Origin of the sequence: Epilithonimonas sp. JDS (assembly GCF_021261315.1) — a bacterium.
GTDB lineage: Bacteria > Bacteroidota > Bacteroidia > Flavobacteriales > Weeksellaceae > Epilithonimonas.
Genome location: NZ_JAJSAX010000007.1, coordinates 41,285 through 67,436 on the forward strand (window position 1 = coordinate 41,285; position 26,152 = coordinate 67,436).

General features: G+C 37.7%; 30 protein-coding genes and 3 tRNA genes. 18 read left to right on the plus strand and 15 right to left on the minus strand.

What is annotated here, in order from left to right:
- The first annotated feature begins 26 nt into the window (after positions 1-26).
- The 7 genes from LUD75_RS16265 to LUD75_RS16295 are packed head-to-tail and all read left to right on the plus strand — an operon-like array spanning position 27 to position 4,342.
- Entirely contained in the window at positions 27-413 is a 387-nt protein-coding gene (locus tag LUD75_RS16265) for a four helix bundle protein (RefSeq protein WP_232706878.1), read from the plus strand.
- A 50-nt stretch (positions 414-463) separates the two neighbouring features.
- Positions 464-754, plus strand: a complete 291-nt coding sequence (locus LUD75_RS16270; protein ID WP_034966172.1) for a transcriptional regulator — start codon at positions 464-466, stop codon at positions 752-754.
- Between the two features lie 58 nt (positions 755-812).
- A complete protein-coding gene (locus LUD75_RS16275; protein WP_232706879.1) occupies positions 813-1,652 on the plus strand; it encodes a metallophosphoesterase in 840 nt (279 codons plus the stop codon).
- 17 nt (positions 1,653-1,669) lie between these two features.
- The gene (locus LUD75_RS16280) at positions 1,670-1,960 is read left to right on the plus strand and encodes a hypothetical protein (RefSeq protein WP_232706880.1); all 291 of its coding nucleotides are present in this window, start codon (positions 1,670-1,672) and stop codon (positions 1,958-1,960) included.
- 11 nt (positions 1,961-1,971) lie between these two features.
- The gene (locus LUD75_RS16285; RefSeq protein ID WP_232706881.1) at positions 1,972-2,457 is read left to right on the plus strand and encodes a ubiquinone biosynthesis protein COQ4; all 486 of its coding nucleotides are present in this window, start codon (positions 1,972-1,974) and stop codon (positions 2,455-2,457) included.
- 30 nt (positions 2,458-2,487) lie between these two features.
- Positions 2,488-3,882 carry a DUF4173 domain-containing protein gene (locus LUD75_RS16290; RefSeq protein WP_232706882.1) on the plus strand — a complete coding sequence of 465 codons (1,395 nt, stop codon included), beginning with the start codon at positions 2,488-2,490 and terminating at the stop codon, positions 3,880-3,882.
- Complete coding sequence (locus LUD75_RS16295) at positions 3,845-4,342, plus strand: hypothetical protein (RefSeq protein ID WP_232706883.1); 498 nt, start codon at positions 3,845-3,847, stop codon at positions 4,340-4,342. The genes LUD75_RS16290 and LUD75_RS16295 overlap by 38 nt, the downstream gene beginning before the upstream one ends.
- Before the next feature lie 129 nt (positions 4,343-4,471).
- Here the strand turns inward: LUD75_RS16295 and aroQ are convergent, their stop codons facing one another.
- The 8 genes from aroQ to LUD75_RS16335 all read right to left on the minus strand — a co-directional run bounded on the left by aroQ (position 4,472) and on the right by LUD75_RS16335 (position 8,488).
- On the minus strand, positions 4,472-4,879 hold the full coding sequence (aroQ, locus tag LUD75_RS16300; RefSeq protein WP_232706884.1) for a type II 3-dehydroquinate dehydratase: 408 nt from the start codon (positions 4,877-4,879) through the stop codon (positions 4,472-4,474).
- Positions 4,880-4,958: 79 nt separating this feature from the next.
- The gene (locus tag LUD75_RS16305) at positions 4,959-5,558 is read right to left on the minus strand and encodes a hypothetical protein (protein ID WP_232706885.1); all 600 of its coding nucleotides are present in this window, start codon (positions 5,556-5,558) and stop codon (positions 4,959-4,961) included.
- Positions 5,559-5,562: 4 nt separating this feature from the next.
- Positions 5,563-6,183: a hypothetical protein gene (locus tag LUD75_RS16310; protein ID WP_232706886.1), complete on the minus strand. Its 621-nt coding sequence runs from the start codon at positions 6,181-6,183 to the stop codon at positions 5,563-5,565.
- A gap of 167 nt (positions 6,184-6,350) precedes the next feature.
- Positions 6,351-6,422 (minus strand) — tRNA-Glu (locus LUD75_RS16315).
- A gap of 107 nt (positions 6,423-6,529) precedes the next feature.
- Positions 6,530-6,601 (minus strand) — tRNA-Glu (locus tag LUD75_RS16320).
- Between the two features lie 11 nt (positions 6,602-6,612).
- Entirely contained in the window at positions 6,613-6,867 is a 255-nt protein-coding gene (gene rpsT / locus LUD75_RS16325) for a 30S ribosomal protein S20 (protein ID WP_034972803.1), read from the minus strand.
- A 234-nt stretch (positions 6,868-7,101) separates the two neighbouring features.
- Positions 7,102-7,917: an anti-sigma factor gene (locus LUD75_RS16330; protein WP_232706887.1), complete on the minus strand. Its 816-nt coding sequence runs from the start codon at positions 7,915-7,917 to the stop codon at positions 7,102-7,104.
- A 1-nt stretch (position 7,918) separates the two neighbouring features.
- On the minus strand, positions 7,919-8,488 hold the full coding sequence (locus tag LUD75_RS16335; RefSeq protein WP_232706888.1) for an RNA polymerase sigma factor: 570 nt from the start codon (positions 8,486-8,488) through the stop codon (positions 7,919-7,921).
- Positions 8,489-8,771: 283 nt separating this feature from the next.
- Between LUD75_RS16335 and msrB the strand changes: the two genes are divergently transcribed.
- The 4 genes from msrB (at position 8,772) to LUD75_RS16355 (ending at position 11,570) form a co-directional block, all read left to right on the plus strand.
- A complete protein-coding gene (gene msrB / locus LUD75_RS16340; RefSeq protein WP_232706979.1) occupies positions 8,772-9,242 on the plus strand; it encodes a peptide-methionine (R)-S-oxide reductase MsrB in 471 nt (156 codons plus the stop codon).
- A gap of 111 nt (positions 9,243-9,353) precedes the next feature.
- Positions 9,354-9,923, plus strand: a complete 570-nt coding sequence (locus LUD75_RS16345; RefSeq protein WP_232706889.1) for a fasciclin domain-containing protein — start codon at positions 9,354-9,356, stop codon at positions 9,921-9,923.
- A 91-nt stretch (positions 9,924-10,014) separates the two neighbouring features.
- Complete coding sequence (locus LUD75_RS16350; protein WP_232706890.1) at positions 10,015-10,728, plus strand: ferritin-like domain-containing protein; 714 nt, start codon at positions 10,015-10,017, stop codon at positions 10,726-10,728.
- 29 nt (positions 10,729-10,757) lie between these two features.
- Positions 10,758-11,570, plus strand: coding sequence for a ferritin-like domain-containing protein (locus LUD75_RS16355; RefSeq protein WP_232706891.1), 813 nt, complete (start codon positions 10,758-10,760; stop codon positions 11,568-11,570).
- A 109-nt stretch (positions 11,571-11,679) separates the two neighbouring features.
- On the opposite strand, the gene LUD75_RS16360 is transcribed toward LUD75_RS16355, so the two are convergent.
- Together LUD75_RS16360 and LUD75_RS16365 are read right to left on the minus strand one after the other, a co-directional pair.
- Positions 11,680-12,747 (minus strand): SDR family oxidoreductase, encoded by a 1,068-nt coding sequence (locus LUD75_RS16360; protein WP_232706892.1) that lies wholly within the window; start codon positions 12,745-12,747, stop codon positions 11,680-11,682.
- Between the two features lie 256 nt (positions 12,748-13,003).
- Positions 13,004-13,582 (minus strand): Crp/Fnr family transcriptional regulator, encoded by a 579-nt coding sequence (locus tag LUD75_RS16365; RefSeq protein WP_232706893.1) that lies wholly within the window; start codon positions 13,580-13,582, stop codon positions 13,004-13,006.
- 114 nt (positions 13,583-13,696) lie between these two features.
- On the opposite strand from LUD75_RS16365, the gene LUD75_RS16370 reads away from it, so the two are divergent.
- Positions 13,697-14,395: a DUF1826 domain-containing protein gene (locus LUD75_RS16370; RefSeq protein ID WP_232706894.1), complete on the plus strand. Its 699-nt coding sequence runs from the start codon at positions 13,697-13,699 to the stop codon at positions 14,393-14,395.
- A 66-nt stretch (positions 14,396-14,461) separates the two neighbouring features.
- Here the strand turns inward: LUD75_RS16370 and LUD75_RS16375 are convergent.
- Positions 14,462-14,536 (minus strand) — tRNA-Glu (locus tag LUD75_RS16375).
- Positions 14,537-14,594: 58 nt separating this feature from the next.
- Positions 14,595-15,878, minus strand: a complete 1,284-nt coding sequence (locus LUD75_RS16380) for an N-acetylmuramoyl-L-alanine amidase (protein WP_232706895.1) — start codon at positions 15,876-15,878, stop codon at positions 14,595-14,597.
- Positions 15,879-15,920: 42 nt separating this feature from the next.
- On the opposite strand from LUD75_RS16380, the gene LUD75_RS16385 reads away from it, so the two are divergent.
- The 3 genes from LUD75_RS16385 to LUD75_RS16395 are packed head-to-tail and all read left to right on the plus strand — an operon-like array spanning position 15,921 to position 19,437.
- Positions 15,921-18,542, plus strand: coding sequence for a putative LPS assembly protein LptD (locus tag LUD75_RS16385; protein WP_232706896.1), 2,622 nt, complete (start codon positions 15,921-15,923; stop codon positions 18,540-18,542).
- Positions 18,543-18,589: 47 nt separating this feature from the next.
- Positions 18,590-18,970 carry a RidA family protein gene (locus tag LUD75_RS16390; RefSeq protein WP_232706897.1) on the plus strand — a complete coding sequence of 127 codons (381 nt, stop codon included), beginning with the start codon at positions 18,590-18,592 and terminating at the stop codon, positions 18,968-18,970.
- 2 nt (positions 18,971-18,972) lie between these two features.
- Positions 18,973-19,437, plus strand: coding sequence for a hypothetical protein (locus LUD75_RS16395; protein ID WP_232706898.1), 465 nt, complete (start codon positions 18,973-18,975; stop codon positions 19,435-19,437).
- A 62-nt stretch (positions 19,438-19,499) separates the two neighbouring features.
- Here LUD75_RS16395 and LUD75_RS16400 read toward each other — a convergent pair whose 3' ends face one another.
- Together LUD75_RS16400 and LUD75_RS16405 are read right to left on the minus strand one after the other, a co-directional pair.
- Positions 19,500-19,865, minus strand: a complete 366-nt coding sequence (locus LUD75_RS16400) for a hypothetical protein (protein ID WP_232706899.1) — start codon at positions 19,863-19,865, stop codon at positions 19,500-19,502.
- A 287-nt stretch (positions 19,866-20,152) separates the two neighbouring features.
- The gene (locus LUD75_RS16405; RefSeq protein ID WP_232706900.1) at positions 20,153-20,641 is read right to left on the minus strand and encodes a hypothetical protein; all 489 of its coding nucleotides are present in this window, start codon (positions 20,639-20,641) and stop codon (positions 20,153-20,155) included.
- A gap of 301 nt (positions 20,642-20,942) precedes the next feature.
- On the opposite strand from LUD75_RS16405, the gene LUD75_RS16410 reads away from it, so the two are divergent.
- Genes LUD75_RS16410 through LUD75_RS16420 form a run of 3 tightly spaced genes read left to right on the plus strand, consistent with a single transcriptional unit; the run spans position 20,943 to position 23,939 of the window.
- Positions 20,943-22,457: a hypothetical protein gene (locus LUD75_RS16410; protein WP_232706901.1), complete on the plus strand. Its 1,515-nt coding sequence runs from the start codon at positions 20,943-20,945 to the stop codon at positions 22,455-22,457.
- A 14-nt stretch (positions 22,458-22,471) separates the two neighbouring features.
- Positions 22,472-23,050: a DUF6705 family protein gene (locus tag LUD75_RS16415; RefSeq protein ID WP_232706902.1), complete on the plus strand. Its 579-nt coding sequence runs from the start codon at positions 22,472-22,474 to the stop codon at positions 23,048-23,050.
- Between the two features lie 31 nt (positions 23,051-23,081).
- The gene (locus tag LUD75_RS16420) at positions 23,082-23,939 is read left to right on the plus strand and encodes a M23 family metallopeptidase (RefSeq protein WP_232706903.1); all 858 of its coding nucleotides are present in this window, start codon (positions 23,082-23,084) and stop codon (positions 23,937-23,939) included.
- An 84-nt stretch (positions 23,940-24,023) separates the two neighbouring features.
- Here LUD75_RS16420 and asnB read toward each other — a convergent pair whose 3' ends face one another.
- On the minus strand, positions 24,024-25,685 hold the full coding sequence (asnB, locus tag LUD75_RS16425; protein ID WP_232706904.1) for an asparagine synthase B: 1,662 nt from the start codon (positions 25,683-25,685) through the stop codon (positions 24,024-24,026).
- Positions 25,686-26,152: the final 467 nt, after the last annotated feature.

The following is a 26,152-nucleotide window of genomic DNA, read 5'->3' on the forward strand; positions in this document are numbered from 1 at the left end:
GTTTTTTAGTTAATTAGTTTGTAAAAATGGGAACAATTATATCTTTTACAGATTTGGTAGTTTGGCAGAAGTCACATCAGTTTGTTCTTGGAATTTATTCTGTAACTGTTGGATTTCCTAAAGAAGAAGTTTATGCATTAACAAGCCAGATTCGGAGAGCTGCAGTTTCGATTCCTGCGAATATTGCAGAAGGATTTAAGAAAAAGACTTTGGCAAATAAAATTAATTTTCTATCACATTCTGAAGGTTCATTAGAAGAAGTCAAATATTATTTAATCTTGGCAAAAGACCTTAATTATATTTCAAGGATTGACTTTGAAAAACTAACACTAGATGCAGAAGAAATAAGCAAATTAATTTCTGGGTATGTAAAAGCTGTAAAAAATTACCACCATAACAATCCAACTAACTAACTTATAAACTGAAAACCCATTAACTGAATAACTCATCAACTGACCAACTAATGTTAAACATCAATCAACTCAACAAAGAATTCGAAAGTCGTGTAAGATTGGGCATTATGTCCGTTCTTATGGTCAACGATTGGGTTGATTTTACCGAAATGAAAAACCTTCTGAGTGCTACCGACGGCAATCTCGCCAGCCACAGCACAGCGCTGGAAAAAGCAGAATACATCGAGGTCAAAAAAGAATTTGTAGGCAAAAAACCGAGAACCTCTTACCGTGTGACGCAAAAGGGCAGAGATGCGTTCACAGAACATATCAATAACCTTGAAAAATTGTTGGGACGATAACTCACTATTTTTTTTGAAGATTAACTTTGTAATTCAAAGAACTTTACAATTGAAAAAAATGAATCGAAGAAAATTTATTACCAAATCACTACTCGCGACTGCTGGACTTTCGCTGGGTTTCTATTCCTGGCAAATCGAACCATTGTGGCTGGAGTTTGTTCATCAGGATTTACCTATTAAAAACCTGCCTTCAAAACTTCACAACAAAGTGCTGATGCAGATTTCAGATTTACACGTCGGCAATCGCTTCGACTATAATTTTCTGATTGATTCTTTCAAAAAAGCAAAAACTTACAAGCCAGACATCGTAGTTTATACTGGCGATTTTGTCTGCTGGAAAAATAATCCGGAGCAATTTCAACAACTGAAAATCGTAATGAAGGAAGCTGTTCTCGGAAATTTAGGAACAGTCGCAATTCTGGGAAATCACGACTACGGCGCAGAATGGAGAGAAGAATATGTGGCTGATGAGATTACAAAAATCATCAGTGATGCGAAAATTAAAATGCTTCGTGATGAAAAAGTGGATATTTCAGGCCTCAACATTTATGGTTTTGAAGAATTATGGGGAACTAATTTCCATCCTGAAAATCTGACCAAAACCATCAATCCAGATGAAGCCAGTCTTGTCCTTTGCCACAATCCCGATGTTTGCGATTTGGATGTCTGGAACGGTTATCAAGGTTGGATTCTCTCCGGACATACACACGGCGGACAAGCTAAACCTCCTTTTCTTCCACCTCTGATTTTACCTGTGAAAAACAGAAAATACACTTCAGGAATTATTGATTTGAATGATGGGCGAATGCTCTACATCAACCGTGCTTTGGGACATTCTTACCAGGTCAGGTTCAATTGCAGACCGGAGATTACACTTTTCAAATTGAAATCTATTTAATATTAAAATCAACACTTATGGAAAACTTTAAAATTCTACACATCGGGAAGTTTCTGTTTTGGCTTTCATTTATCTTGGGAAATATTTGTCTCTTTGGTTACATTTTTTCTCGTGAAGGAGCATTTCAAGTTGGTGGCTTTTTGCTTTTGATATATGGGACAATCGTCAATCTCGTTGCATTTTTTGGATTGATTTTATTTGGAATATTCGCTCCAAAATATACAACCGAAGCCATCAAATCCGCATTGATTCTGCTCATCAATATTCCCATCGCCATTCTCTATTTCTACATTGGAATCTCAATTTAAAAATAAATGTTATGAAAAAAATCCGCATCCAGTTTCTGCTTTTTGTTTATGACAACACACAAAAGCTTTACAGAAAATATTTTAAGAAAAAGAAAAGACAATGGGCATTTTCCCAGCAGCAATTACTGGCTTTTGAAGAAGATACTTTGGGAAGAAAGCTCGGCGAGTTCTGCAGGAAGCACGGTTTTACAATGATTCCAAAAATGGAAAATCACGATGTTCATCATTTGCTGACAGATTGCGGAACCAAGTTCGAGGAGGAAGTTGCAATGCAGTTTTTGCTCCTGGGAAATGGAAAAACAAATGCGCATCTTCTTGCTGCTATCTTGTTGGGAAGTCTGATTCTTCCTGAATATTTCAGGATTTATATTCAGGCTTACAAGAAGGGAAAGCGTATGAGGCCTTTCTACTATTGGGATTTCGAAAAGTTAGTCACTCACAATTTCGAGAACCTCAGAGATTTTGTTTATCAAAAGCAAACGCCGGTTTTCTATTAGACTTATTTAAATTAATAAAACATCATAATTATGAAAAAGCATCATTTGATTTTCATCACAGTTCTGGCGGTTATCGTCCTTTTCTACAAAGAATATGTCGCGCTCAATCTTGGAATTTTCGGGATTTTCCTGAGTATTCTGACTTTTGCCCAAACCAAATCTGAGTTTCGGACCAAATCATTTCTCACACTTTTTGTCACTTCGATTTTCTCTTCATTTGCGTTTGCTTGGTTTGGCGATGCTATTTCTTTTGTCGCCGTTTTCGTTTCTGTATTTTTATTAAGGTTCAAAGGAACTTATCCGAAACTCAAACCATTTCTTTACATCGAAGTTTTATTATTCAATCTTTTTTCATTTCTGGGAAGGGTTTTCTACACAGAACAATGGTTTGAAAAACCAAAGGAAGGCGGCGGTTTTGGCAAAAAACTGATTACGTTTATCTTAATTCCCGGCATCTTGATTACCATTTTCCTTTGCATCTATTCGGCAGGAAGTTCACATTTCGACCAATTTTTCAGTGAAATCAAGTTGGATTTTAGTTTTTTTGATATCATTATTCTGGCCGTCATTGGATTTTATGTTGGTTTCATTTTCTGGAATTTCGGAGTGGAAAGATTCATCTTCAAACAAAACAGATTTTTGAATGACGATTTTTCTGGATTAATAAAAATTCAGAAACCAACTTTCTCTTTCCTTGATATCGATTCCGAAAGAACCAGCGGATTGATTTCCTTTTCTGCGCTTAATGTCTTGCTTTTGGTTTTCATCGCCACTTACAACTACGAGCAGTTTTTCGAAGTTACGAAGTCTGCGGACGGATTGAGCGCGGAAACCCACGAACGTGTAAACGCTGTGATAATGTCCATCGTAATGGCAATTCTCGTCATTCTTTTCTATTTTAAAAGAGGTTTTAACTTTGATGAAAAAGCAAAGTCTTTGAAAATGTCTGCAAAAATCTGGATTGTTCTGAACGCAGTTCTGGTAATCTCAGCTTCACTCAAAAACTCAGAATATATTATTAATTGTGGTTTGACTTACAAACGTCTGGGTGTTTACGCTTTCCTCACAATGGCTTTGATTGGATTGATTTTTACCTTCATCAAAATTCAAAACAGGAAGACCAACGCTTTCCTTTTCAACAGGATGTTTTGGGCGTCGTATGGCTTGATTTTGGTTTGCAGTTACGTCAATTGGGGCGGAATCATCACGTCCAATAACATTAAGAGAAAGGATTTTGCGGACAATTACCACTTGGTTTCCATCAATTATAACGAAAAATTATTGCTGGATTACGCCGAGAAAACCGGAAACTCCGAAATGAAAAACCAACTCAAAGAAAGAATCGAATCTTATCAAAAAGAAACTTTCCTCTCAAAAATTTTATATTATGAAACGATTAACATCGAAAAACCAAACCGTCAATAGTTTAAAATATTTAGTTTTAATTCCCTTGTTTCTGGTCGCTTGTAAAAAAGAACCGGAAGTGAAAGAAACCAAAGTGGACACCATCACAACCATCGAAAAACCAGTAGATTCTTTGTCAACCATTGTGAAGACGGAAAGAGAATCCAACCAAAAAATCATTACAGTCGATGCATCCAAAATGCCAATCCGACTGAACCTCGAAATTACAAATCCGAACGACCAGATTATTCTGAAACTGGAAAACCTGGACCAACCAAAAATCAAAGGCTACGTGAAAACCGAAACGCCAATGAATGTCAGAATCAACCAAATCAGAATGCCCGACAATACTTTCGACGGACCTTTCGGACCAACGATTGAATATGACACCAAGCAAAAAGGAGAATATTGGTTAATATTTGCCAAGAACAATATGGCAGACGGCGAACCAGTCGGAAAATTTTTCGTGAAAATAGAATAACAAAAATTTAAACCACATAGGCACATAGAAAAATTGAACAGATTTCATAAAAAAGAGAAAATAGAATTTGAACTATTTTCTGTTTTTGTTATAAGATTAATAAAAATCTATGTGTCTATGTGGTTCAATTCATTTCAGACTCTGAATCGCCAATCGATAACCTTTCATCCCAAAACCAGAAATCACAGCGTCGCAGCTTTCCGCCGTCACAGATTTTTTGCGGAATTCCTCACGCTTGTAGATGTTGCTGATATGAACTTCGATTTTCGGTTTATTGATATTCTTAAGACAATCCGAAATCGCGTAAGAATAATGCGTAAACGCGCCAGGATTGATGACCAAAGCGTCGAAGTTGTCTTCCTGCAGACGATTGATGAGTTCGCCTTCAATATTGGATTGGTAATAAAATAAATCATCAGACTCGAACTCATTCTTCAAATCGGAAAGATAATCTTCCATAGAGACCGAACCGTAGATTTCTGGTTCGCGTGTTCCGAGTAAGTTGAGATTGGGGCCGTTGATGATGAGAATTTTCATAGGATTCAATTATTAGTGTAAAAATAAAAAATCCCCGGAGATTTCTGAGGATTTATTTATAATAAGAATTTTGGATTCGTTATTTAAAAAGGTCATTTAGGTCTTTCTGAGCTTTGTCAATCTTTTCGTTAGCTGCTTTCTTCGTTTCTTCAGTCGATTTTTTGAAGTCGGCTTTTACTTTTTCAGCTTCTACTTTAGCATCAGACACTTTTTTATTGGCATCTTCCACCAATTTTGCCTTCTCTGTATTCACCTTATCTTTGATTTCTTTCGCAGCATTGTCGATTTCAGCATTGGTTTTCCCTGTGATTATGCTGTCGGTTCTCTTGATTGCATTGCTTACAATTCCGGTGGAAGAGTTTCCAAGGATTTGCGTAGACGTCGCCAGATTGTTTTCATATTCGGTCTTCACAGTTCCGCCTTCCGCTACATACACTTTTTTGGACTCCACGTATTTGTCCTGCGCTTTCTGCAATTCTATTTTGGCCGCTTCTATTCTTGCCGGGTCTTTGCTGGCAACCGCTTCCTGATAATTTTGTTGTGCTGTAGCCAATGCCAGTGCAGCGTCTTCATAAGACTGTGTGAAATCTATCTTCACATCAGAGGTTTCGTTCTTCTTGCAACTTGCGGCCGTCAGTAGCAATCCTGCTAAGGCCAATGACATAAGTGTTTTTTTCATTTTATTATTGATTGTTAATAATCTGTTTTGTTAATTTTTGTAATTCGGCGTTCTCGTCAGACTCAGAGATTTCGCCATTCAGCCTTTTAATTTCCAAAGTGTTGACTTGTTTCGCAAGGCTCAGGTAGGCTAAATATTTTTCTAAAATCAAAGTTTTCTTCTCAGAACTTGCGTTGGCCGCGTTGGCACCTTTTACGAAAGTCTGCAGATTGTCATTACACAAAATATATGCCTGAAAAGCATTGGACAAAAAATAATCGCTTACCAGAGAATTTGTTTCAAGATTCGTGTAAAGCTTAGGAATTTCTAAAGGTGAATACTGAATGATTTCTGAAACATCCACGCCGCTTTTTGCCGGATTCAGATACATTCCTTTGGTTTTCATTTCGCTGTTTTCGAGAGAAAGGTTGGTAGCGTCCAAAAGTTTTACCAGATTCTCTTTTTGATTGATGTCTGCCAGCATAGTGTTTAGACTCAAGGCAAAAAAGAAACCGATGAATGTTGAGATAAGAGAGATGAAGAATTCCAGAGTTCTGCCGCGCTTGCTTCGGAAACCTTCCAGTTTAGAAGAGTTGATAAGGAAGATGACAACTAAAACAAGAATGACTGCGATGATAATGTACATAATTGTGTTTTTTTATTAAAGATATTAAAGTCTGCTATTTCTTAAAAAAAATATAGATGAACGAAGAGTTTTTGTAGACGAATCGTCCAGGAATATCAACGAAGGAATTCCAGAGATATTACATATAAACCAAAAAAAATCCTTAGAAAATTCTAAGGATTTTTAAGTAGCCCGTAGGGGAGTCGAACCCCTCTTACCAGGATGAAAACCTGAGGTCCTAACCGATAGACGAACGGGCCTAGTTAATTTTTCTTTTATTTATTATCTGCATAATCTTAGTGGAATAGACAGATTTTAAATGTTTCATAAAAAATACCTTCAGAAAAATTAGTGAAGGTATTTTAAGTAGCCCGTAGGGGAGTCGAACCCCTCTTACCAGGATGAAAACCTGAGGTCCTAACCGATAGACGAACGGGCCAAGGACTTATATTAAGCTAAGCTGTTTACGTGCTTAGTTAATTTGCTTTTTAGGTTAGCTGCTTTATTCTTGTGAATAATGTTTCTTTTAGCTAATTTGTCAAGTAAAGAGATTACTCTTGGCAATTGCTCTACTGCTACTGCTTTGTTCTCTTCAGTTCTTAGTGACTTCAAAGCTGTTCTAGCAGTTTTGTGGTTGTATTTATTACGAAGTCTTCTAACTTCGTTTTGTCTGATTCTTTTAAGTGCTGATTTATGATTTGCCATATCTTTCAAATGTGGGTGCAAAGATAAAAACTATTTTTTAATTTGCAAACCTTTTTTTTAAAAATTAAAATTTTTTATTTTCCCTATTCGGAGCTAATTGAACGATCCGAAATCATTTCTAATTATGAAGAATTAGTATCTTCTTGTTCTCCTTTACGGTGGTGCAAAAGTATGGATATTTTTTAAATTTCAAAATATTTTCAAAATATTTTTCAACTTTTTTAATACCAAAATTTAGATGTTTCCTATCACGAACATATTTTCCATAGTAGGAGCAATGCTACCACCTTCTTTTTCAAGGGTTATGGCAAAAGCTTGTGCTTTCGGGATATTGGCCAGGATTTCTTTAGTGTCTTTCTCAGATGAGTACATTCCTGCACTCACGGGCTTGCCATCTACAAGTGCCCAAAGCTGATATTGCATTCCTTCTGGTGCTTTTGGTAGATTGTCTGCGTTTAGGTAAACAGCTTTAGAATTAGAATCCCAATACACTACTGCTTTAGAATCCGGATGTTTTTCAACACCTTTCAGTGGAACGGAAATAATATTTGGATTGGATAAAACGGCTAGTTTTTCCTGAGAAGTTTTCAAAGCCAGGTCTTGCGACTTTTTCTCAGTCTGCAATTGAGCGATTTCTTTCTTACTGTTAGAACTGTCATTCATCCAGAACAAATTTCCGAGAATGCTCACAAGGAAAAGAATAGACGCAGCAATTGCGTACTTCTGCCAGTTGGTCTCTTTGTTCGGATAAATTTTCTGAGTGATTTCTCCAGCTTCTAATTCCACTTTTTTGGCTATCAAAGGCTTGATGTCTTCAGTGGTTTGTTCCTGCTGGATTTTGGCCCATATTTTGGTTTCCAGATCATTAGGAGGCGTTACAGCCTGTGCTGTAGCCAGATCTTCCAAAGTTTTTTGTGCTTCTTCAAATGCCGATCTTACCTCAGCGCTGTTCTTCATGACACACTCCAAAATGCCTGCTTCCTCGGGAGAAGCAAGACCTAGAATATAGGATTCTAAGATTCCGGATGATATGTATTCTTCTATGTTCACTTTATTTATAATCTTTTAAGAGATCTTTCAGTTTCACAAGTGCAGTACGCATCTTGGTCTTTATCGTGCCTAATGGGATTTTAAGTTTTTCAGAAATTTCGCTTTGGGTGTAACCTTGATAATAAGCCAAATCGATCATTTCTCGTTTATCAGACTCCAAATTACACAAAACATCTGTAAAACCAATGAAGTCTGAGGATTTATTCGTCGTAGAAAGTTCCGCACTGTTATATACGAAATCGGGAAGCGATTGGTTTTTAAGTTCGTTTTGGAAAGATTTGGATTTGAGGTAATCAATAGCCGTGTTTCTGGCGATATTGATCATCCAGGTGTAGAATCGGCCTTTGACAACATCGTATTGATGGATGGAGTTCCATATTTTGACAAAGACATCCTGGATTATTTCCTCCGTGTATTCTTTAGACTGTACTATCCGGAAAATAACACCATACAACGCACCGGAATAGTGGTTGTATAAGTATTTGAAACCTGCTTCGCTCTTTTTTCTCAGCAATTCCAAAAGTTCCTCTTCAGAATAGGTTGTCTTAATAATCAAGAATTTACAATCCAAATATAGAAAAATTATACCAATAATGATTTATTATTTCAAATTGTTGAAATTTTTATTTGTTCAAATTATTGGGCGCCTATATCCGCCCTCCACTCCCTCCCGATTTTACATCGGAATCCGTGCAGGTCGGGCGCGCTTTGCAGAGTTCAAGGTTTGCATTTCCATTTAATGGGAGTCAATCATTTAAAATAAAACCAAATTTATCAGGATGTCGTAAGTAATTGTAAATATCACGACAATGAAAAAGTTAAAAAAAATATTTCTGGTCAGTTCCGTCGCGTTGATGCATGGGAACATCGCCGCACAGTCAGCCAACTTCAAAACTAAAAATCCATACTACTCAAAAACCGAAACTGCAAAATTAAAAGTTTCCAATGCAGAATGGAAAAAGATTCTGAAGCCGGAACTCTATCAGGTGGCAAGAGAGGCTGCAACGGAAAGAGCCTTCACAGGAAAGTTCTATGAATTTGATGAAAAAGGAACTTACTACTGTGCGGTCTGTGGAAATGCGTTATTCCTTTCGACTTCCAAATTTGCGACCACTTGCGGATGGCCTTCGTTCTATGAGCCAATCCGTAAAAATAGTGTCATCTACAAAAAAGACGATTCTCACAATATGGTCAGAACGGAAGTACTCTGCGGAAGATGTGATTCCCATTTGGGACATATCTTCGATGATGGCCCTGCGCCAACCGGAAAACGATTCTGTATGAACTCTGTTTGTCTGGATTTTGTTCCAGTGGCTAAAAAATAATCAACTGATTATTAATTAGTTGTAAATTATTTTTAAATCCTTCAATCCAAAACCAGACTTAACTCGTAACTGCAATTAACACACAAAATATTAATATAAAAAATATTCAAAATGAATTCAAGAACTAAAATCGCAGCATTCGGAATGATCGCATTATCATTCGCATTCAGTGGCAATGCAGCTGCACAGACAATGAAAGAAAAAACAGTAATGGTTGGCGGCGCTGCAATGTATCCATCAAAAAATATTGTTGAAAACGCAATGAACTCCAAAGACCATACAACATTAGTTGCGGCTGTAAAAGCTGCTGGCTTGGTAGAAACATTACAGGGTAAAGGTCCTTTCACTGTTTTGGCACCAACCAACGAGGCTTTCGCAAAACTTCCGAAAGGAACTGTTGAAACTTTGGTAAAACCGGAAAATAAAGAAAAGCTGACAATGATATTAACTTATCACGTTTTAGCAGGTAAGTACAGTTCCAAACAAATCTGGGCAGCCGTGAAAGCAGGCAACGGAAAAGCGCCTATGAAAACTGTTGAAGGCGAAGAAGTAACTTTCTGGACAAGGGGGAATGACCTTTACGTAACGGATGCAAAAGGTGGAAGCGCAAAAATTACCATCGCAGATGTGAACCAATCAAATGGCACGATTCATGTTATCGACACCGTATTGATGCCTTAGTGATTACGTAAAATAACACAAGTATTCTTGTGTTATTTTGCTTTAAAATCAAAATTACTTATAAACTAAACAAACATTTAAAAATATTATTATGAAAAAAACAATTAGTGTTTCCAGCAGTTCAGCGACTCTGGATACCAACAGAAGAAACTTTTTGAAGCTCAGTGGTGTGGGTCTTGCGATCGCAGGACTTGCGCTTGTAGGATGTAATGATGACGATGATTTTACAATCGTAGACGGCAATGTTTTCGATTTAGGAAAAGGAGATGTAGGTGTTTTGAATTACGCTTACGCTCTTGAACAGCTGGAAGCAGATTTCTACACCAAAGTAGTTAATAACTTCTATTCCGGCATTTCAAATGATGAAAAGACAGTTCTTACAGATTTGTACAACCACGAAGTAATCCACAGAGATTTTTTCAAAGCTGCAATCACAGGTGCTGCTCCAAATGCGATCCTGCCAACTTTGGAATTCCAATATCCAGGCGTGAATTTTAGCAACAGAGCATCAGTTCTTGCAACTGCAAAAGCGCTTGAAGATACAGGCGTAGCAGCTTACAACGGAGCCGGAAAATATATCACAAATGCGGATTATCTGGTTCTTGCAGGCAAAATTGTCTCTGTTGAGGCAAGACATGCATCTGCAATCAGAGATCTTATTAATCCAAAATCTGCAGATTTCTCCGGTGATGATATTGTAACTGCAATGAATGGGCTGGATGCTGCAAAAGAACCGAAAGATATCGTAGCTGCTGCCGGACCATTTATTAAAACACCATTTACCTGGAAAGAGAGAGGTATTTAATTTATTATTAATTTCAAAAATTTACTATTATGAACATTCTTAGAATATTAGATAAGCTCTCCAATGACAAATTCTTTACAGGAGAAGCTACAAGATCACAGACATTATCCAGTATTGCCGACTTTGGCAAAAAAGCAGCAGTTGCGGCTGTTCCACTTGGATTGGCAGGATTGATGTCAACACCTGCGCACGCAGAAACCACAGCTACCAGTTCAGCAGCATTTGCAACACCTTTAATAGATGCTTTGCAATTGGCTTTGACTTTAGAATATTTGGAAGATGAGTACTATCGAATGGGCTTAGCAAAAGCAGGACTTATACCATCAGCAGATAGAACTATTTTTACTCAAATTGCTAAACATGAAACTGCACACGTAGCATTTCTTAAAACTACTTTAACAGCTCTAGGAACAGCTCCGGTAACAAAACCCGAATTTGATTTCACAGCCAAAGGTGCTTTTGCTCCAATGGATGATTATCAAACATTTTTAACATTAGCTCAAGCATTCGAAGATACTGGAGTAAGAGCATATAAAGGACAGGCTGGAAACGTAATGTCCAACAAAGATGTTTTGACAGCGGCGCTTCAGATTCACTCTGTAGAAGCAAGACACGCTTCTGAAGTAAGAAGATTGAGAGGTCAGAAAGGCTGGATAGAACTTGCAGTTGGTGGAAATATGCCGCCAGCAACTAACGCGGTTTATGCCGGAGAAGGTGTAACTGTTCAGGCTGGTTTTAACACCGCAACCGCATTTGGACCTGCAGCAGGATCTGCAGCTTATGACGAGCCAATGAGTGGTAGTGATGCTACAGCAATCGCTAGTTTATTTATTAAGTCATAAAATAAAATGACACATATTTAAAAATCCTTTTCCTCAATTGGAGTAGGATTTTTTTAAATTAAAAAAGCCAAGTTCCTTTTAATTGAACTTGGCTTTTTACATTCACGTCTTAAGGGATCAATTTTTCTTTTTTTAATTTTTCAAAAAGATCTGTAAAAGAATCCAATGTACTTTGGAAAGTCGTAAATCCTAGTTTTCTGCTTTTTGCCATATCAGTCATCACTTCTATTGGCCTTCCGAGATCTAAATCTGTGTGCCATGCACTCGATATTTTGGAGAGATTATTTTCTTTAAGATCATATTTTTCTGCAATCTCTTCCCAAAGTGTATGGTCGTTTTGAAGTTCTTTTTCAAGTGGTCTGATTTCATTTTCAAAGCCTTCAAATTCGATTTGGAAATAATCTGCCATCTTTTCCCAAAGCCATTTCCATCGGAAAACATCGCCATTAGCGATATTGAATGCCTGATTCTTCGCGGCTTCAGTTGTGGATGCCCAAATTAATTGCTTGGCAAGAACTCTGGCATCAGTCACGTCGGATAAGCCGTTCCATTGTGCAGATGATCCGGGGAAGATGAATTTCCTGCCGGTTTCTTTGCAGATGCTGGCATAGATCGCCAATGTTGTTCCCATATTCATCAGATTACCAACCGCATATCCAATAACGGTGTGAGGTCTGTGGATGCTCCAGGTAAAGTTATCCCGCTCAGCAGCTTCATACACTGCGTCTTCCTGAGCGTAATAAAAATTGGGATATTTCAATCGTGGCTGTTCTTCACGCAACGGTGTTTCCGGCAAAGATCCTGCTTTTGCATAGGCTTCGAACGGTCCTAAATAATGCTTCAGTCCGGTAACCAAAGCCACGTGTTGAATGCTTTTTTTTGGAGATAATACATTTAATAAATTTCTGACAAGTGCGCTGTTGATTTTAATATTCTCTTCCTCGGTGTCATTCCGCATCCAGGTTGTGAAAAATAGGTGAGTAGGAGAGATGTTTTGTAGAGCTTCTGTAAGATTTTCTACATCTAATAAGTCAGCTTTTACAGGAATCAAACCTTCGATGTTTGAATTGGGATTTCTCGCCAAACCATACGTTGTCCAGCCTTCTGAAATCAGTTCCTGAGCAAGATTGCTTCCCGTGATTCCGGTTGCGCCAACCACTAATGCAATATTTTCCATAATTAAATTATTTGACTGCAAAGTTAAAGGCGTGCGGACAGAAAAAACTTGATCCAGATCATGAGTTTGTTTAGAACCTGTTTAAATTACATTGTAAAGTTTTACTAACCACATGGGCACATAGTTAATGCGGGGATTTAAGATAAAATAGTGCTTAATTAGTTCTATTTCATCTTGTCCCAAGCAAATATTGCGTTTTTCTATGTGACTATGTGGTTATTATTTTTTAAAAAGGTCAATATAAATCGAAAAAATACTATTGTTTGGAAATTTTCTTTCGTATTCTGCTGACGGTTTCAGGGCTGAGACCAAGGTAAGAAGCAATCAAAGCGTGAGAAAGTTTTTGTGTAATTTCAGGATGTTTTTCCACCAACTGAATGTATTTTTCTTCCGCCGTAAAATTATTGGAAATAACCAGTCTGTAATCCTTTGTAACCAGACTATTTTGATAGAGAATCCTAAAGTACCGATCCATTATTGGAATTTCCAATGTCAGTTTGTCGTAATTCTCACGGCTTATCATCAATAATTCTGAATCTTCGATTGCATCAATATTCAAAAAAGCTTTTTCCTGATTCAGAAAACTGTTAAAATCCGAAATCCACCAGCCTTCGAAAGCAAAGAGATTGATGCGCTCATTTCCTTTTTCATCAAGAATGTAAGATTTTAGAATGCCCTTGCTTACAATTGTCAAGTATTTGCAAATGTCGCCTTCCTGAAATAAAAATTGCTTTTTGCGTAATGTTTTTTGAACAAAAAAAGTTTTTAATAATTCAATTTCCTCCTTTGTTAAATCAACTTTTTCCTGAATATGAGATATTAAGACATCAAACATAAAATCAATTTTTGAAATAATCAGCACATTTTAATAATGTAAAGTTATTGTTTATAATTCGCTGAGCTCGCATTCATCTTATATATTATTTTTGCAATAAATTAAATCCAGATTATGAGTGATCAATTTTCCTGCAATCCGCAAGTCGCTGTCGTTCCAACTTTTGCTGAGCTTGTAGATGATAATTTTCAGGAAGCTGTGAATGCAGTATGTTGGGAAAGAAATCTGGAGGGCGATTTTAAAGAAATTGTTTCGAAACTTCAACTCAGGGAAAATATTACTGAAGTCACAAGCGATGATCTTTTATCTCTTCAGTTATCAAAAAAAGGTCAGTTGGCGAGGGAAATTATCCTTAATGATTTAAAATTATTATCTGATTTTGAAGCAATGCCGACGCTTAATTTGCTTAAAAGTTATGAGCGCGATGACGAGTTTGATTTCATTGAGACTGACGTCTATTCTTATCACGTAGATCGATCGCCTGTCGGAACCAATACATTTTTGTGTACTTATTACGGCGCTGCCAGCGATATTTTGCCTAATGATCAGGCCACTCAAAAAATTCTGATTCCTGAGATTAGGGAAAAGCTTAGAGCAATTTACGAAGGCTCGGAAGATGGATTTGAAAATTTTTTGGAAGAAAATTATTTTGATCTCCATTATCAGCCAAACTCAGATGCGCTTCCAATCAATTTGGGGCTGGGACATCTTTGGAAATTAGCTGTAGATAATCCCGAACAAAAAGTTTTACCCTGCATTCACAGAGCTCCAAAAGAAAATGATGGCGAATACCGATTGCTTTTGATTTGCTGATAAGTGACTTGAAATTTCGAATTGAAAAATAAAAAAGCAGCAAGAATATTTGCTGCTTTTTCTGTTTGGTAGCCTATAGGGGAATCGAACCGCTGTTGCAAGAAAGAAAATCTTGAGTCCTAACCACTAGACGAATAGGCCGTTGGATTTGTGGACTGCAAAAATAAAGACTTTATATTCGTTAGACAAATGATTTTTTCTATTTCAGTTTTTTCTCAATGACAGTATTTGTGATTCCTCTGTTTTCAAAATCTTTCTGAGCTTTAATCGCGTCTTCAAGAGATCTGTATTTTCCGTAAGTATAATAAAAAATACCGCTCTCCTTATTTCTGATGATGTCGGGAATGGTTTTCATAATGGTTGATTTGGAATCCAGTTTGTCTTTTCCGGAATAGATTTCCAAAGTATAATATCCAGTTCCCAAAGTCTGATTCGGAACAAAACTGATGGCCATAGAATTTCTGAAACCGGCATCTTTAGCAGTTTTAAGATTCGTATCCCGTACGGAAGCGAAGTTGGTAGTTCCGTAATAATATTTATAGAATCCGTTTTCTTTGATTGGCAGGATGTATTTCAAACCTTTCAATGCAGGATCTTCGTCTCTGTATTTATTTGGCGTGCTCATCAGTAAAATTCTGAAATCATTTTTCAATGGCTGCTCAGCAGGTTTTTCCGGTTCCGGTTCTTTTACGTTTCGGTCCACCAGTTTTTTGTAGCTTACAATAGCGTTGTAAATACTTTCTGCAATCGCCTGCTGACCTTCCTCTGTAGAAATGTAATGTGCATCATCATAATTGTTGACAAAGCCGGTTTCAATCAGGATTGACGGCATCGCATTCATTCTTAAAACGTGCAGATTTTCCTGTTTCACACCGCGAGACATTCTTTTGTCTTTTTTTACAAAATTATCCTCTACCAATCCGCCGATGATTAAGCTGGCTTCCAGATATTTGCTTTGCTGGATTTTGAGAGCGATCAGAGATTCGGGAGAGCTTGGATTGTATGAGGCGAAGTTTTCTTTATCCTTTTCATCAAGGAAGATTACATCGTTTTCCGCTTTTGCCACATCCAGATTGGCTCTGTTTTGATTGGGACCCTGTACGAAAGTCTCGGTTCCCTGGGCGGTTGCGCTTTTACTTGGCGAAGAATTCACGTGAACTGAGATGAAAAGATCCGCTTTGCTTCTGTTGGCAAGATCTGTTCTGTATGTTAAGGATGGATATTCGTCAATTTTTCTGGTGTAGATGACTTTGTATTCTTTATTTTTTTCCAGCATTCTTCCCAATTTCAGAACAATGCCTAGTGTGACGTTTTTTTCCTGTACAGATCCGATGTCTCCATAGTTTCTATTAGCGCCAATGTCGCTTCCACCGTGGCCTGCATCCAGAACCAACGTGAATTTTTTCTGCGAATAAAAGCAACTAAAACTAATAAAAAACGTTAACAGAAAAAAAAATTTATTATAAAGTGTTGACCTAATCATTTTAATCTTTAAAATTTAATTAATTTTGAACCCAATTTCAGAATGACTGCCTTGGCTCGAAGTATTTTCAAAAGTATATTACTAATTTTAAATATCCTAATTTTTAACAATATTTTAGCACAAACTGTGCCTACAAATACTGCTGAAAAAAATGATGTTCGGGATTCTATCAGTATAACCAAAGATTCCTTAGGAATAAAGAAAGATACCATCATCCCAAAGGAACAGCTGGAGGATGTGGTCAAGATGAAAGCGGAATACAAAACCAGCTCTTCCATCTCCAACAAGCAGACTACGCTTCAAAAAAACGCCCAGATCATCTATCAGGATATGCAGATCGATGCAGACTACATCAGATTTGAATGGGAAACAGGAAAAGTCTACGCTAGAGGCGAGCAGGACAAAAACGGTAAGATCATAACGCCGGCCGTTGCCACACAGGGCGGTAAAAAATTCGAGTACAGCGAGGTTATTTATAATATCAAAACCAAGCAGGCCATTGCCTTCAATGCAAGGACGGAGGAAAGTGAAGGTGTGATCGTCGCTCAGAAAACCAAAAAGTATAATGATTCGGTGTTTGTAATGAGCCGAGCCATGTACACAACCGACGAATATTTCCTAAAGAAAAAAGATTCGCTTGCGGATTATCATATGTCTGCAAGGATGATCAAACTTCTGAAAGGCAAAGACAATGCACAGATCGTAACAGGACCGATTCAAATGTACATTGAGCAGGTTCCGACACCTTTAATATTACCATTCGCCATTCTTCCTTTTTCTGATAAAAGATCTGCCGGGATTTTGATTCCGAGTTTTGGAGAGCGTCAGGATGTGGGGTTCTTTCTGAATGGTTTGGGATATTATCAGCCGATCGGCGATCATTTTGATTTGAAAATTCTGGCAGATCTCTATACCAAAGGAAGCTGGAACTTAAAACCGGAACTCAACTACCTCAAAAAGTACAGATATTCAGGAAATTTTGCAGCAGATTATGGCTACACCGTTCGTGGTATCAAAGGTTTGGATGATTACTCCAGAACCAAAACATTTAGGATTGCGTGGCGACATTCACAGGATTCTAAAGCCAATCCTTACTTTACCTTCAACGCGAGTGTCGATATCGTAAGCAGCAAGTTTTATAACAATACGGTTAATAACAATTATATCTTCAACCAGAATGTCCTGAACACGCAGCAGACTTCCAGAGTCAACGTGACCAAGCGTTTTCTGAATCTTCCGTTGACGATCAGTGCGAGTATGGCTTATTCCCAGAACTTTGCGACTGGATTGACTGATCTTCGTTTGCCGGATATGACTGTAGCAATCAATCAGTTTTATTTGTTTAAACCAAAAACTGGTGTTAGAACTGGCCTGCTAGAGAATATTAATGTGAATACTGGTTTAGCTTTCAGTAATTATGTGACGACTACGGAAGATCAGCTTTTCAAAAAAGGGATGTGGGAAGACCTGAAAACAGGTGCGAAGAACAACATCTCGATGTCCACAAACACCACTTTGGCAAAGTACTTCACATTCACGATTTCTGCCAATGCAGACAATGTGATTACGACGAAAACATTAGAGAAAAAATACAATCCCATTACCAATCTTGTGGAAGATAACTTCGTGAATGGGATTGCAGGATATTCTACTTTCTCTGCCAGCACCAGTTTGCAGACTGTGTTGTACGGGCAGAAAAACTTCAGCAAAACGTCTCCGATTGTCGCGATCCGTCATATGATCACGCCGAGTATGAGTTTCAATTATTCTCCGGATTTTGGCGACAGATCTTGGGGCTATTTCAAAAATTATTCTAATGCCAGAGGCGAGATGACGCCTTATTCTATCTTCGAACAGGGGATTTATGGGGCACCGACTTCCGGACTCACGCAGAGTGTTGGTTTTAATATCAACAATAACCTGGAGATGAAAGTAAGATCCAAATCGGATTCTACCGGTGTTAAAAAAGTAAAAATCTTCGAAAACCTAAACGTTACAGGGAACTATAACTTCGCAGCAGAGCGAAACAAATGGTCGGTTTTCACAGTGAACGGACAGTCTTCTTTCTTTAATAATAAACTAAATGTCAACACAAGTCTTACTTTAGAACCTTACAGAATTGCTTTCACAGATGGAAGTGACATCGGGGTGAGAACAGAGGATTTCGGACATTTCAGTCTTCAGGGTTTCAATCTTCAGTTGTCATATCCTATGAGTGAGGCAATTTTTGGAAAGAAGGAAGAACTCTCGAAAAAATATAAAAAGAAGGGTGAGATCCGAAATGAAAATTATTTCTTCGATGATGATAATTATTCCCACTACACCCCAACCTGGACCTTGAATGTGAATGCCAATTATGCCTACACCAGAAGTCTTTCCAGATTGCCAACCAAAACGGCAACACTAGGTCTGGACGGCAGCATCAAACTGACACCTTACTGGAATATCAACGGAAGTACCAACTATGACATTGAGCAAAAAGCTCTTGGCTACACCCGTCTTGGGTTTGCAAGAGATCAGCGTAGTTTTACGATCACGTTCAACTGGGTACCGTTTGGGCAGTACAAGGTTTACGATTTCTTCATCGGAATCAAAGCCAACATCCTGAAAGATGCCGTGAAGTACAAGGAGAGAAGTTTCACGCAACCCAACAGTACTTTCTAGGATTTGTCAAAAATTTGTATAGTTTTGTAAAAATTAATATTTAAGCAATGAAGAAGATTATTCATACCTCAGAAGCTCCTGCTGCAATTGGTCCTTATTCACAGGCCACGTTGGTCAACGGGACTTTGTATATTTCCGGTCAGATTCCTGTAGATCCCGAAAACGGCAAACTGGTGGAAGGCATCCAAAAAGAAACACATCAGGTAATGAAAAACCTAAAAGCGATTCTAAAAGCCGCGGATATGGATTTCAGCAATGCGGTGAAAGCTTCTATCTTCCTGAAAAATATGGACGACTTTGCTGAGGTGAATGAGATCTATGCTTCATACTTCGAAAACGAAATCTATCCGGCAAGGGAAACCGTTCAGGTCTCATGCCTTCCCAAAAATGTAGATGTGGAGATCTCGATGATCGCCTTCAAAGATTAAGAATGAATTTCTGTAGGAATACCATAGGTGTTTTGGCTGGCCTGGCAGTCGCTGCTCTCATTATCACACTGGGGATAAAGATTGACTCCTCGTGGGTAACCTACAAACAGTTTGCGCCGTTTGACCATTGGGAAACGCTGCTGAGATCTGTCCAGCACAAGGATTCCTTCTTTGTAGCTCTATTATTCTTCGGAGGATTGGGTGTTACGTTTGGTGGTGTGGTGACTGCCATTATTGTAAAATATGCTAAGGTAGCTTATGCCATTCTGATAGGCTTCATTATGCTTTTCATTGCGATGCTGGATATTATTATCTATCCTTACCATCCGGTTTTCTACAAAATCTCCATCTTCCTCATCTTCTTCCCATTCTCCTGGATTGGCGGGAAAATCACCGAAGTCATCTACGAGAGACGAAAAAAACGAGAGAAACAATTATTACTGAAAAATAAGAAACCACAAGTTTAGGCTTGTGGTTTTTTGTTTGAATTTATTCAGCTGCTATATTTAATAATGCTGTTATTCCTAGACTATTCAATTTTATGGATCTGCTTATATACTCCGATCTGAGTTTTCAGTGAAAGAATTTCTTCATCCCTTTCTTTTAATTGTTCCCGGAGTGCTTTTTCCTTTTCCGTTTCGAAATCCACATCCAGTTTCTGCCCCAGATACATCAGGAAATTAAACTGTATCGCTCTGCTTAGTCGCCACAGGATCTTGGTCTGCAGCGATGATTGTTTGAAGTATTGGTTCAGCGTTGTGGGGATGATGCCGAGGTGATCTGCCACATCTTTTTTCTTCAGGTTTTGTTGTTTGATCTCCCAGTGCACCAGATTACCAATATGCAAAGGATCTGACTCCTCTTTTTGTGAAAATTTTTTTGCAGTTGTTTCCATATCTGTATTTATTAGTTTATTATAAAGCTATTATAAGCTGGTTATAAAGACCAAGTGGGTAATTGATTTTAATAAGTCTGCTGGTTAAAATGCCTAATTATGTTGGTAAAAATGACCAACTTAATTGGTTAAGAAACTGTGGTAAGTTGGTGTTAAAAACCAACTTAGTTATTATTTATTGTTATTTACTTGGTTAAGATAGCCAAGTATTTTGGTTGTTTTAACCTGATTTTATCAAAAAACTCCGCTTATTTGCGGAGTTAGGAAGTTTTGCCGGTGCCGGGCTTCTACTCCGGATTGGTAGGTGTTTTGCCAGTGCCGCCTTGCCCTGCAAAGCGCTGCTTGAGCTGGTTGTAGACGGCATCGGAACCTGCCACGCCCGCCTCTGCAGCAGAGGCGAACAGTTTGTAAAGTGTCAAAGCGCCAACGTAGGCTTCGCTGCCTGCCAGGAGTTGGGTGTCCTGCAATTTTTCTCCCAACTGGTTATGAAGTGCAATCAGTTCGTCCAGCTGGCTGAATAGCGTGAGGTCTGTCTGCATGGCTGTTGGGGAAACGTAGGCAGGCAGGAGAGCGGCGTTGTTCACCCCTGCAGAGATGGCATCTTCTGTAAAGGTTTTGTTGTTGACGTCTATAGCCGGCAGGCTGCTGCGCTCCTCGGTGGTCAGCCCAAGAAGGAATGACAGGTTGGTGAGGATGGTTTGGTAAGCTGTTTTTACTGCAGTGATTTGTGCAGGAGTCGCCGTGATATTAAGGCGATTGTTTGTAAGGTTTGACATAATTGTGTTTTTAAGTAAAATTATATTTCGTTGTCTAAGTAAAATTAAAATAAATATTGATATGACCAAACGGATTGATGGAAATTTTTAATTGTTTTTGTCTTATTGGCAATTGATTTAATTTTTTTGCGTTTTAATTTTCTGTTAATTGGTGTTTTGTGTTAAATTATTGTGATGTGTGTATTGATTTTTATAATTAATTGAAAAATAATTATAAAATAATGTTCATTTTACGGTTTACCGTAATGTTTGTATTGTGAAAAATATTATTTTTATCACACTAACTAAAAACATTTTTTTTATGATGAAAACCTATTTATTCTGGTTTGCTATATTAGCATTCCTTCTGTTGGGCTGTAGGAATGACAATTTCAATCCTAATGACACCAACAGTAACCATCAGGCTTTAAAGTTCCGGATTGTCCCAAAATCGGAAATACCGAAGATCATTGATGAACTGCAGGCGAAGACGGATCACTTCAAAGTCCCATTGAAAAATCTTTCTTCTTCGATTGGGAAAACGGAAACTGTGTTTGGAGAGATCAATACGAATTACATTATTGAAACTACTAACGGCACAGATGAGATTTATTACACATTCGGTGTAATCCCAAGTGCAGCGTATGCTGCTGAAACCTACAATCTGGAAGTGCAAGCAAATGGTACAAACACTGCTATTGCCAAAATATTCGTTTATGAGCCGACGGCAGAGTGGGCACTGAACGGAAATAATAATTACTTGACATTTTCTGGGAGTAAAAAAACCTATTCATTAGACGGGACTCTAGAAGATACAGTAACGTACCTTGCCGGAATGCCTAATTGTGACCCTCCGGTGCCATGTCCGGATTGTCCTGGACCGTCTACTCCTGGTGGTGGAACCGGAGGAAATGGCGGTGGGATTCCTGGCGGTGGAGCTGGTGGAGGCGGTGGGACTGGTGGGGGCTCGGGGGGCGGCACGACTGGTGATGGTGGTGATGGCGGCGGTGGGGGCGGTGGTGGTACGCAATGCCCCGTATGTGTGACGGTAGACCCACAAAGCGGAAACTGTACTCAATGGATTATGGTAACTTGTTCTGGAGGATTGGTTGGAAAATTAATTAAAAACTGCCCTAAAAATGGGAATCTAGGTGGCGGCGGTGGAATCGTGATTTATGATCCAAACAAATCGCCCTGTGCACGAACCAAAAAAATGATTGAAAATAGTGATTTGAAAAATGTAGTGCAGGATCTTAAAACCCATATTGCAAATGGAGCAACCGGAGAGAAAGGATGGAAACTCAATAAAGTTGGCAGTCCAACACAAACGACAGAAAATGGGGATCACAGTGTGGATTTTGGAGATCCTTCTTTATTGAATGGAGGTTATCATAACCATACAGGAACAAAAGTTGATGTATTTTCGCCAACAGATATAGGAACATTGATTGAAATCGCCAGATATAATGGTGCTTCTGATCCTAATAATGCATTTATGGGACTTGTGGCACCAAATAATGTTCATTATGTTATCCGTTTTGGAGATACTCATGCAGGTTTACCAATTACGGGAAGCTATTCTCAGACGCAAATTGAAATTTGGAAAATTGATCAAATAACATTATGGCAACAATTGTTAATGAGTGATAATTATTATTCATTAATTAGCGGAAAAAAAGTGCTGAATGCGAAAGGTCTAGAAAGAATTCTTTTTGATACATTAGAAAAAATGGGATTAAAAAATAAAGTTAATTTACTCAAAATTGATGAAAACAATTCAGTAAGTATTATTGTACAAAATTCTGATAAATCTACTATTTCAATTCCTTGTCCTTAACGAAAATAAACCCTATGAAAAATATTTTATTATTAAGCTTTATAGTTGCAATAGTATCGTGTAAAGCGCAACAGACATATCCATTAAGCCAATCAGCGGTTGACATGCCAGAAAATTCATATTTTAAAGATTTTAATAACGAATTGGATCCTTATATCGGAACTTGGAAAGCGAGTTTCAATGGGAAACTAATAACATTAAACATTAATAAAGAATTGGAAAGAACATTTTCCTTACTTGGAAAATATTATTTAACAGACCAATTAATCGTGAGGTACGAAGTAAGAGATTCAAGCGGTACTGTAATACAAACATCACTAAGTAATACATATCCGGCAGGAGGTTCTGTAAAATATTTAATAATTAGTACGAGTATTAATATAAGAGGTAATAATGAAGTGAATTTTGCTTATGCGGGTGGGAATTGTGGCGTTGGCGGCGGAGAAATTTCATTAAAACAGATAAGTAGTACGCAGTTTTATTGGAGCTATTATCCAGGTGTTACCACTTTAAACGATATAACCTGTCCACCAAACTTAGATTATCATATTTATCTGCCAGAAACGGAGAATCTGGTTTTCACAAAACAATAAATAACAAAGCCTCAGCAATGGGGCTTTCATAATGATGAAAAAATTAATTTCCTTACTGATATTTTTTAAAAGCTTTATGCTATTGTCACAGGAATATCATTTCAGACTATATTATCAAAAGAAAGAAGATACAATCAGTGTTCTTATGGATAATAATGATCCTTATCCTTACTCATTTGAGTTTTTCGATGAGCCAAAAGGAGCAAATATGCGCTCTTTAAGAGAGCTTTTTAGTTCCAAATTTGCTATAGAGGGTAACACTTCCGGATTGATTCTGGCGAAATTTGTGCCTCTTGACGCTAAAAAGCCATTTACTATTAAGGATGTTTCTTTTTTTAAAGTGAAAAAAATATTTTTCAAAGTAGTTGTCGGAAATATCTGGAAAACGGACTATGATGAGAATTATGTCTATGATTTGCCGTATGCCAAAAAGGAAAAGTTTTTACTATATCAAGGCTATGATGGGAATGAAACGCACCAAGGCCAAAATGCTTTAGACTTTTCAATGCCAATTGGGACGGAGGTTCTGGCAGCCAGGGAAGGTTATGTAATAGAACTAAAACAAGACAGCAATACTGGATGTCCAGAGAAAAAATGTGTAAACCAGGGGAATTTTATCAAAATTATTCATCCAGATGGAACTATTGCAGAGTACTATCATCTTAAAATGAACAGTTCTAAGGTAAAATTCGGAGATAAAGTGGAGAAAGGGCAAACTATTGCAGTAAGTGGAAATACTGGCTGGAGTAGCCGTCCACACCTTCATTTTATGTGCTATCTACCAAAGCCAAAAGGAAAAAATATCAGCATTAAAACTTTATTTCGAATAGATAATGGTGATAAAGCTAAGTTTCTTAATCCTGGAAATGCCTATAAAAGGAATTATTAAAATATTTTGATCTTTATGCAAAAAACCACAAGCCAAGCCTGTGGTTTTCTTTTGTAGTTAGTTTATGGTAGTTTTAATAAATGTCTAATAAGCCGTCTCATGCACTTTCACCGCTCTTCCGCTTGGGTCATTCATTTTTTTGAAAGCTTCGTCCCATTCTAATGCAACAGGCGTAGAGCAAGCTACTGATGGGACAGAAGGCACACAACTCGCTGCAGAATCACTTGGGAAGTGGCTTTCGAAGATCGTTCTGTATCGGTATTCTTCTTTGCTCATTGGCACGTTAATCGGGAATCTGAATTTAGCATTCGCCATCATTTCGTCCGTCACTTCATCTTCAGCCACTTGTTTCAAAGTATCAATCCACGAGTATCCAACGCCATCACTGAACTGCTCTTTCTGTCTCCACGCAATGCTTTCCGGCAACAAGTCTTCGAACGCTTTTCTAAGCACCCATTTTTCCATTCTTTCCGGTGTGATCATTTTATCTTTAGGATTGATGGTCATTGCGATGTCCATAAATTCTTTGTCAAGGAAAGGAACTCTGCCTTCGATTCCCCAAGCCATCAAAGATTTGTTGGCTCTAAGACAATCGTAAAGGTGTAGTTTACCCAATTTTCTCACCGTTTCTTCGTGGAAAGCCTGTGCAGATGGTGCTTTGTGGAAATAAAGATAACCTCCGAACAATTCGTCAGAACCTTCGCCAGAAAGTACCATTTTGATTCCCATTGATTTGATGACTCTTGCCAGAAGATACATCGGCGTGGATGCTCTTATCGTCGTTACATCATAAGTTTCCAAATGGTAGATTACATCTTTAATAGCGTCCAAACCTTCCTGAACTGTGTATTTAATTTCGTGGTGTACAGATCCGATGTGATCTGCAGCTTTTCTGGCTGCTGCCAAATCCGGCGAACCTTCCAACCCAACTGCGAAACTGTGCAGTCTTGGATACCAGGCTTCCTGTGTGTCGCCACTCTCAATTCTTTGTCTTGCGTATTTTGCCGTTACAGCTGCGATGATCGAAGAATCCAAACCGCCGGAAAGTAAAACACCGTAAGGCACATCACTCATTAACTGTCTATGAACAGCTTCTTCCAGTCCTTTTCTGATGGCTGCAATGTCGGTTTCGTTATCTTTTACATTGTCGAATTCTGTCCAGTCTCTTTTGTACCATTGCTGAAGTTCCTGTCCATCTTTGCTGTAAAGAAAATGTCCGGGTAAGAATTCTTCGATTTTGTTGCAGACACCTTCAAGGGATTTCAGTTCAGAAGCTACGTAGAAACTTCCGTTTTTGTCCCAGCCCATATATAAAGGCACGATTCCCATATGGTCTCTGCCGATGAGGTAAGCATCATTTTCTTCATCATATAAAGCGAAAGCGAAAATTCCGTTTAGTTTTTCAAGGAAATCTTTTCCGTCTCTTCTGTATAATGCCAAAATAACTTCACAGTCAGATTGGGTTAGAAATTCGTAATCCGGGAATTCTAATCTGAGTTCCTGATGGTTGTATATTTCTCCGTTTACGGCTAGTGCCACTTTATTATCTTTGGTAAATAGCGGCTGTTTTCCGGATGTTGGATCTACGATTGCCAATCTCTCGTGGGAGAAAATGACGTTGTCGTGTTGGTAGATCCCTGACCAGTCCGGACCTCTGTGTCTTATTTTTTTGGACATTTCGAGGATCTGAGGTCTTATCGCTTCATTTTTTTGTTTGGTGTCAAACACACATACAATTCCACACATTATTTTATTTGTTTTTTGATTTTGATTAAAATTATATTGCAAAAGTAGAATTGATAATTCGAAAATAAAATTATTTTTGCTTTAATATTAAAATAATCAGTAAATTAATTTAAATCAGTTGATTATATTCCGAATATTCATTAAAATTAATAATTCTTCTTAAAATTTTATAGATGTTATTTTTAAAGCGTTAATTTATTTAATTTTTTAGAAAATAGATTTAATTTAGATATTATTTGGTTTAAAATTTTAAAAATAACCGATTATTTTTAATAAAAATTTAAGGCGATAAAATAAAGTTTAATTTTTATTAGGATAATTAATAAAAAATGTACGATTTTTGCACCGAAAATTGTATTGTAAATGTGAGGTAAGAAATTACTTCAAATGCATTTATAATTTTTTTCATCATTTGTGTTTTTGCCCTCTTATTTTCATTAGTAAGAGGGTTTTTTGTGCAATCGATT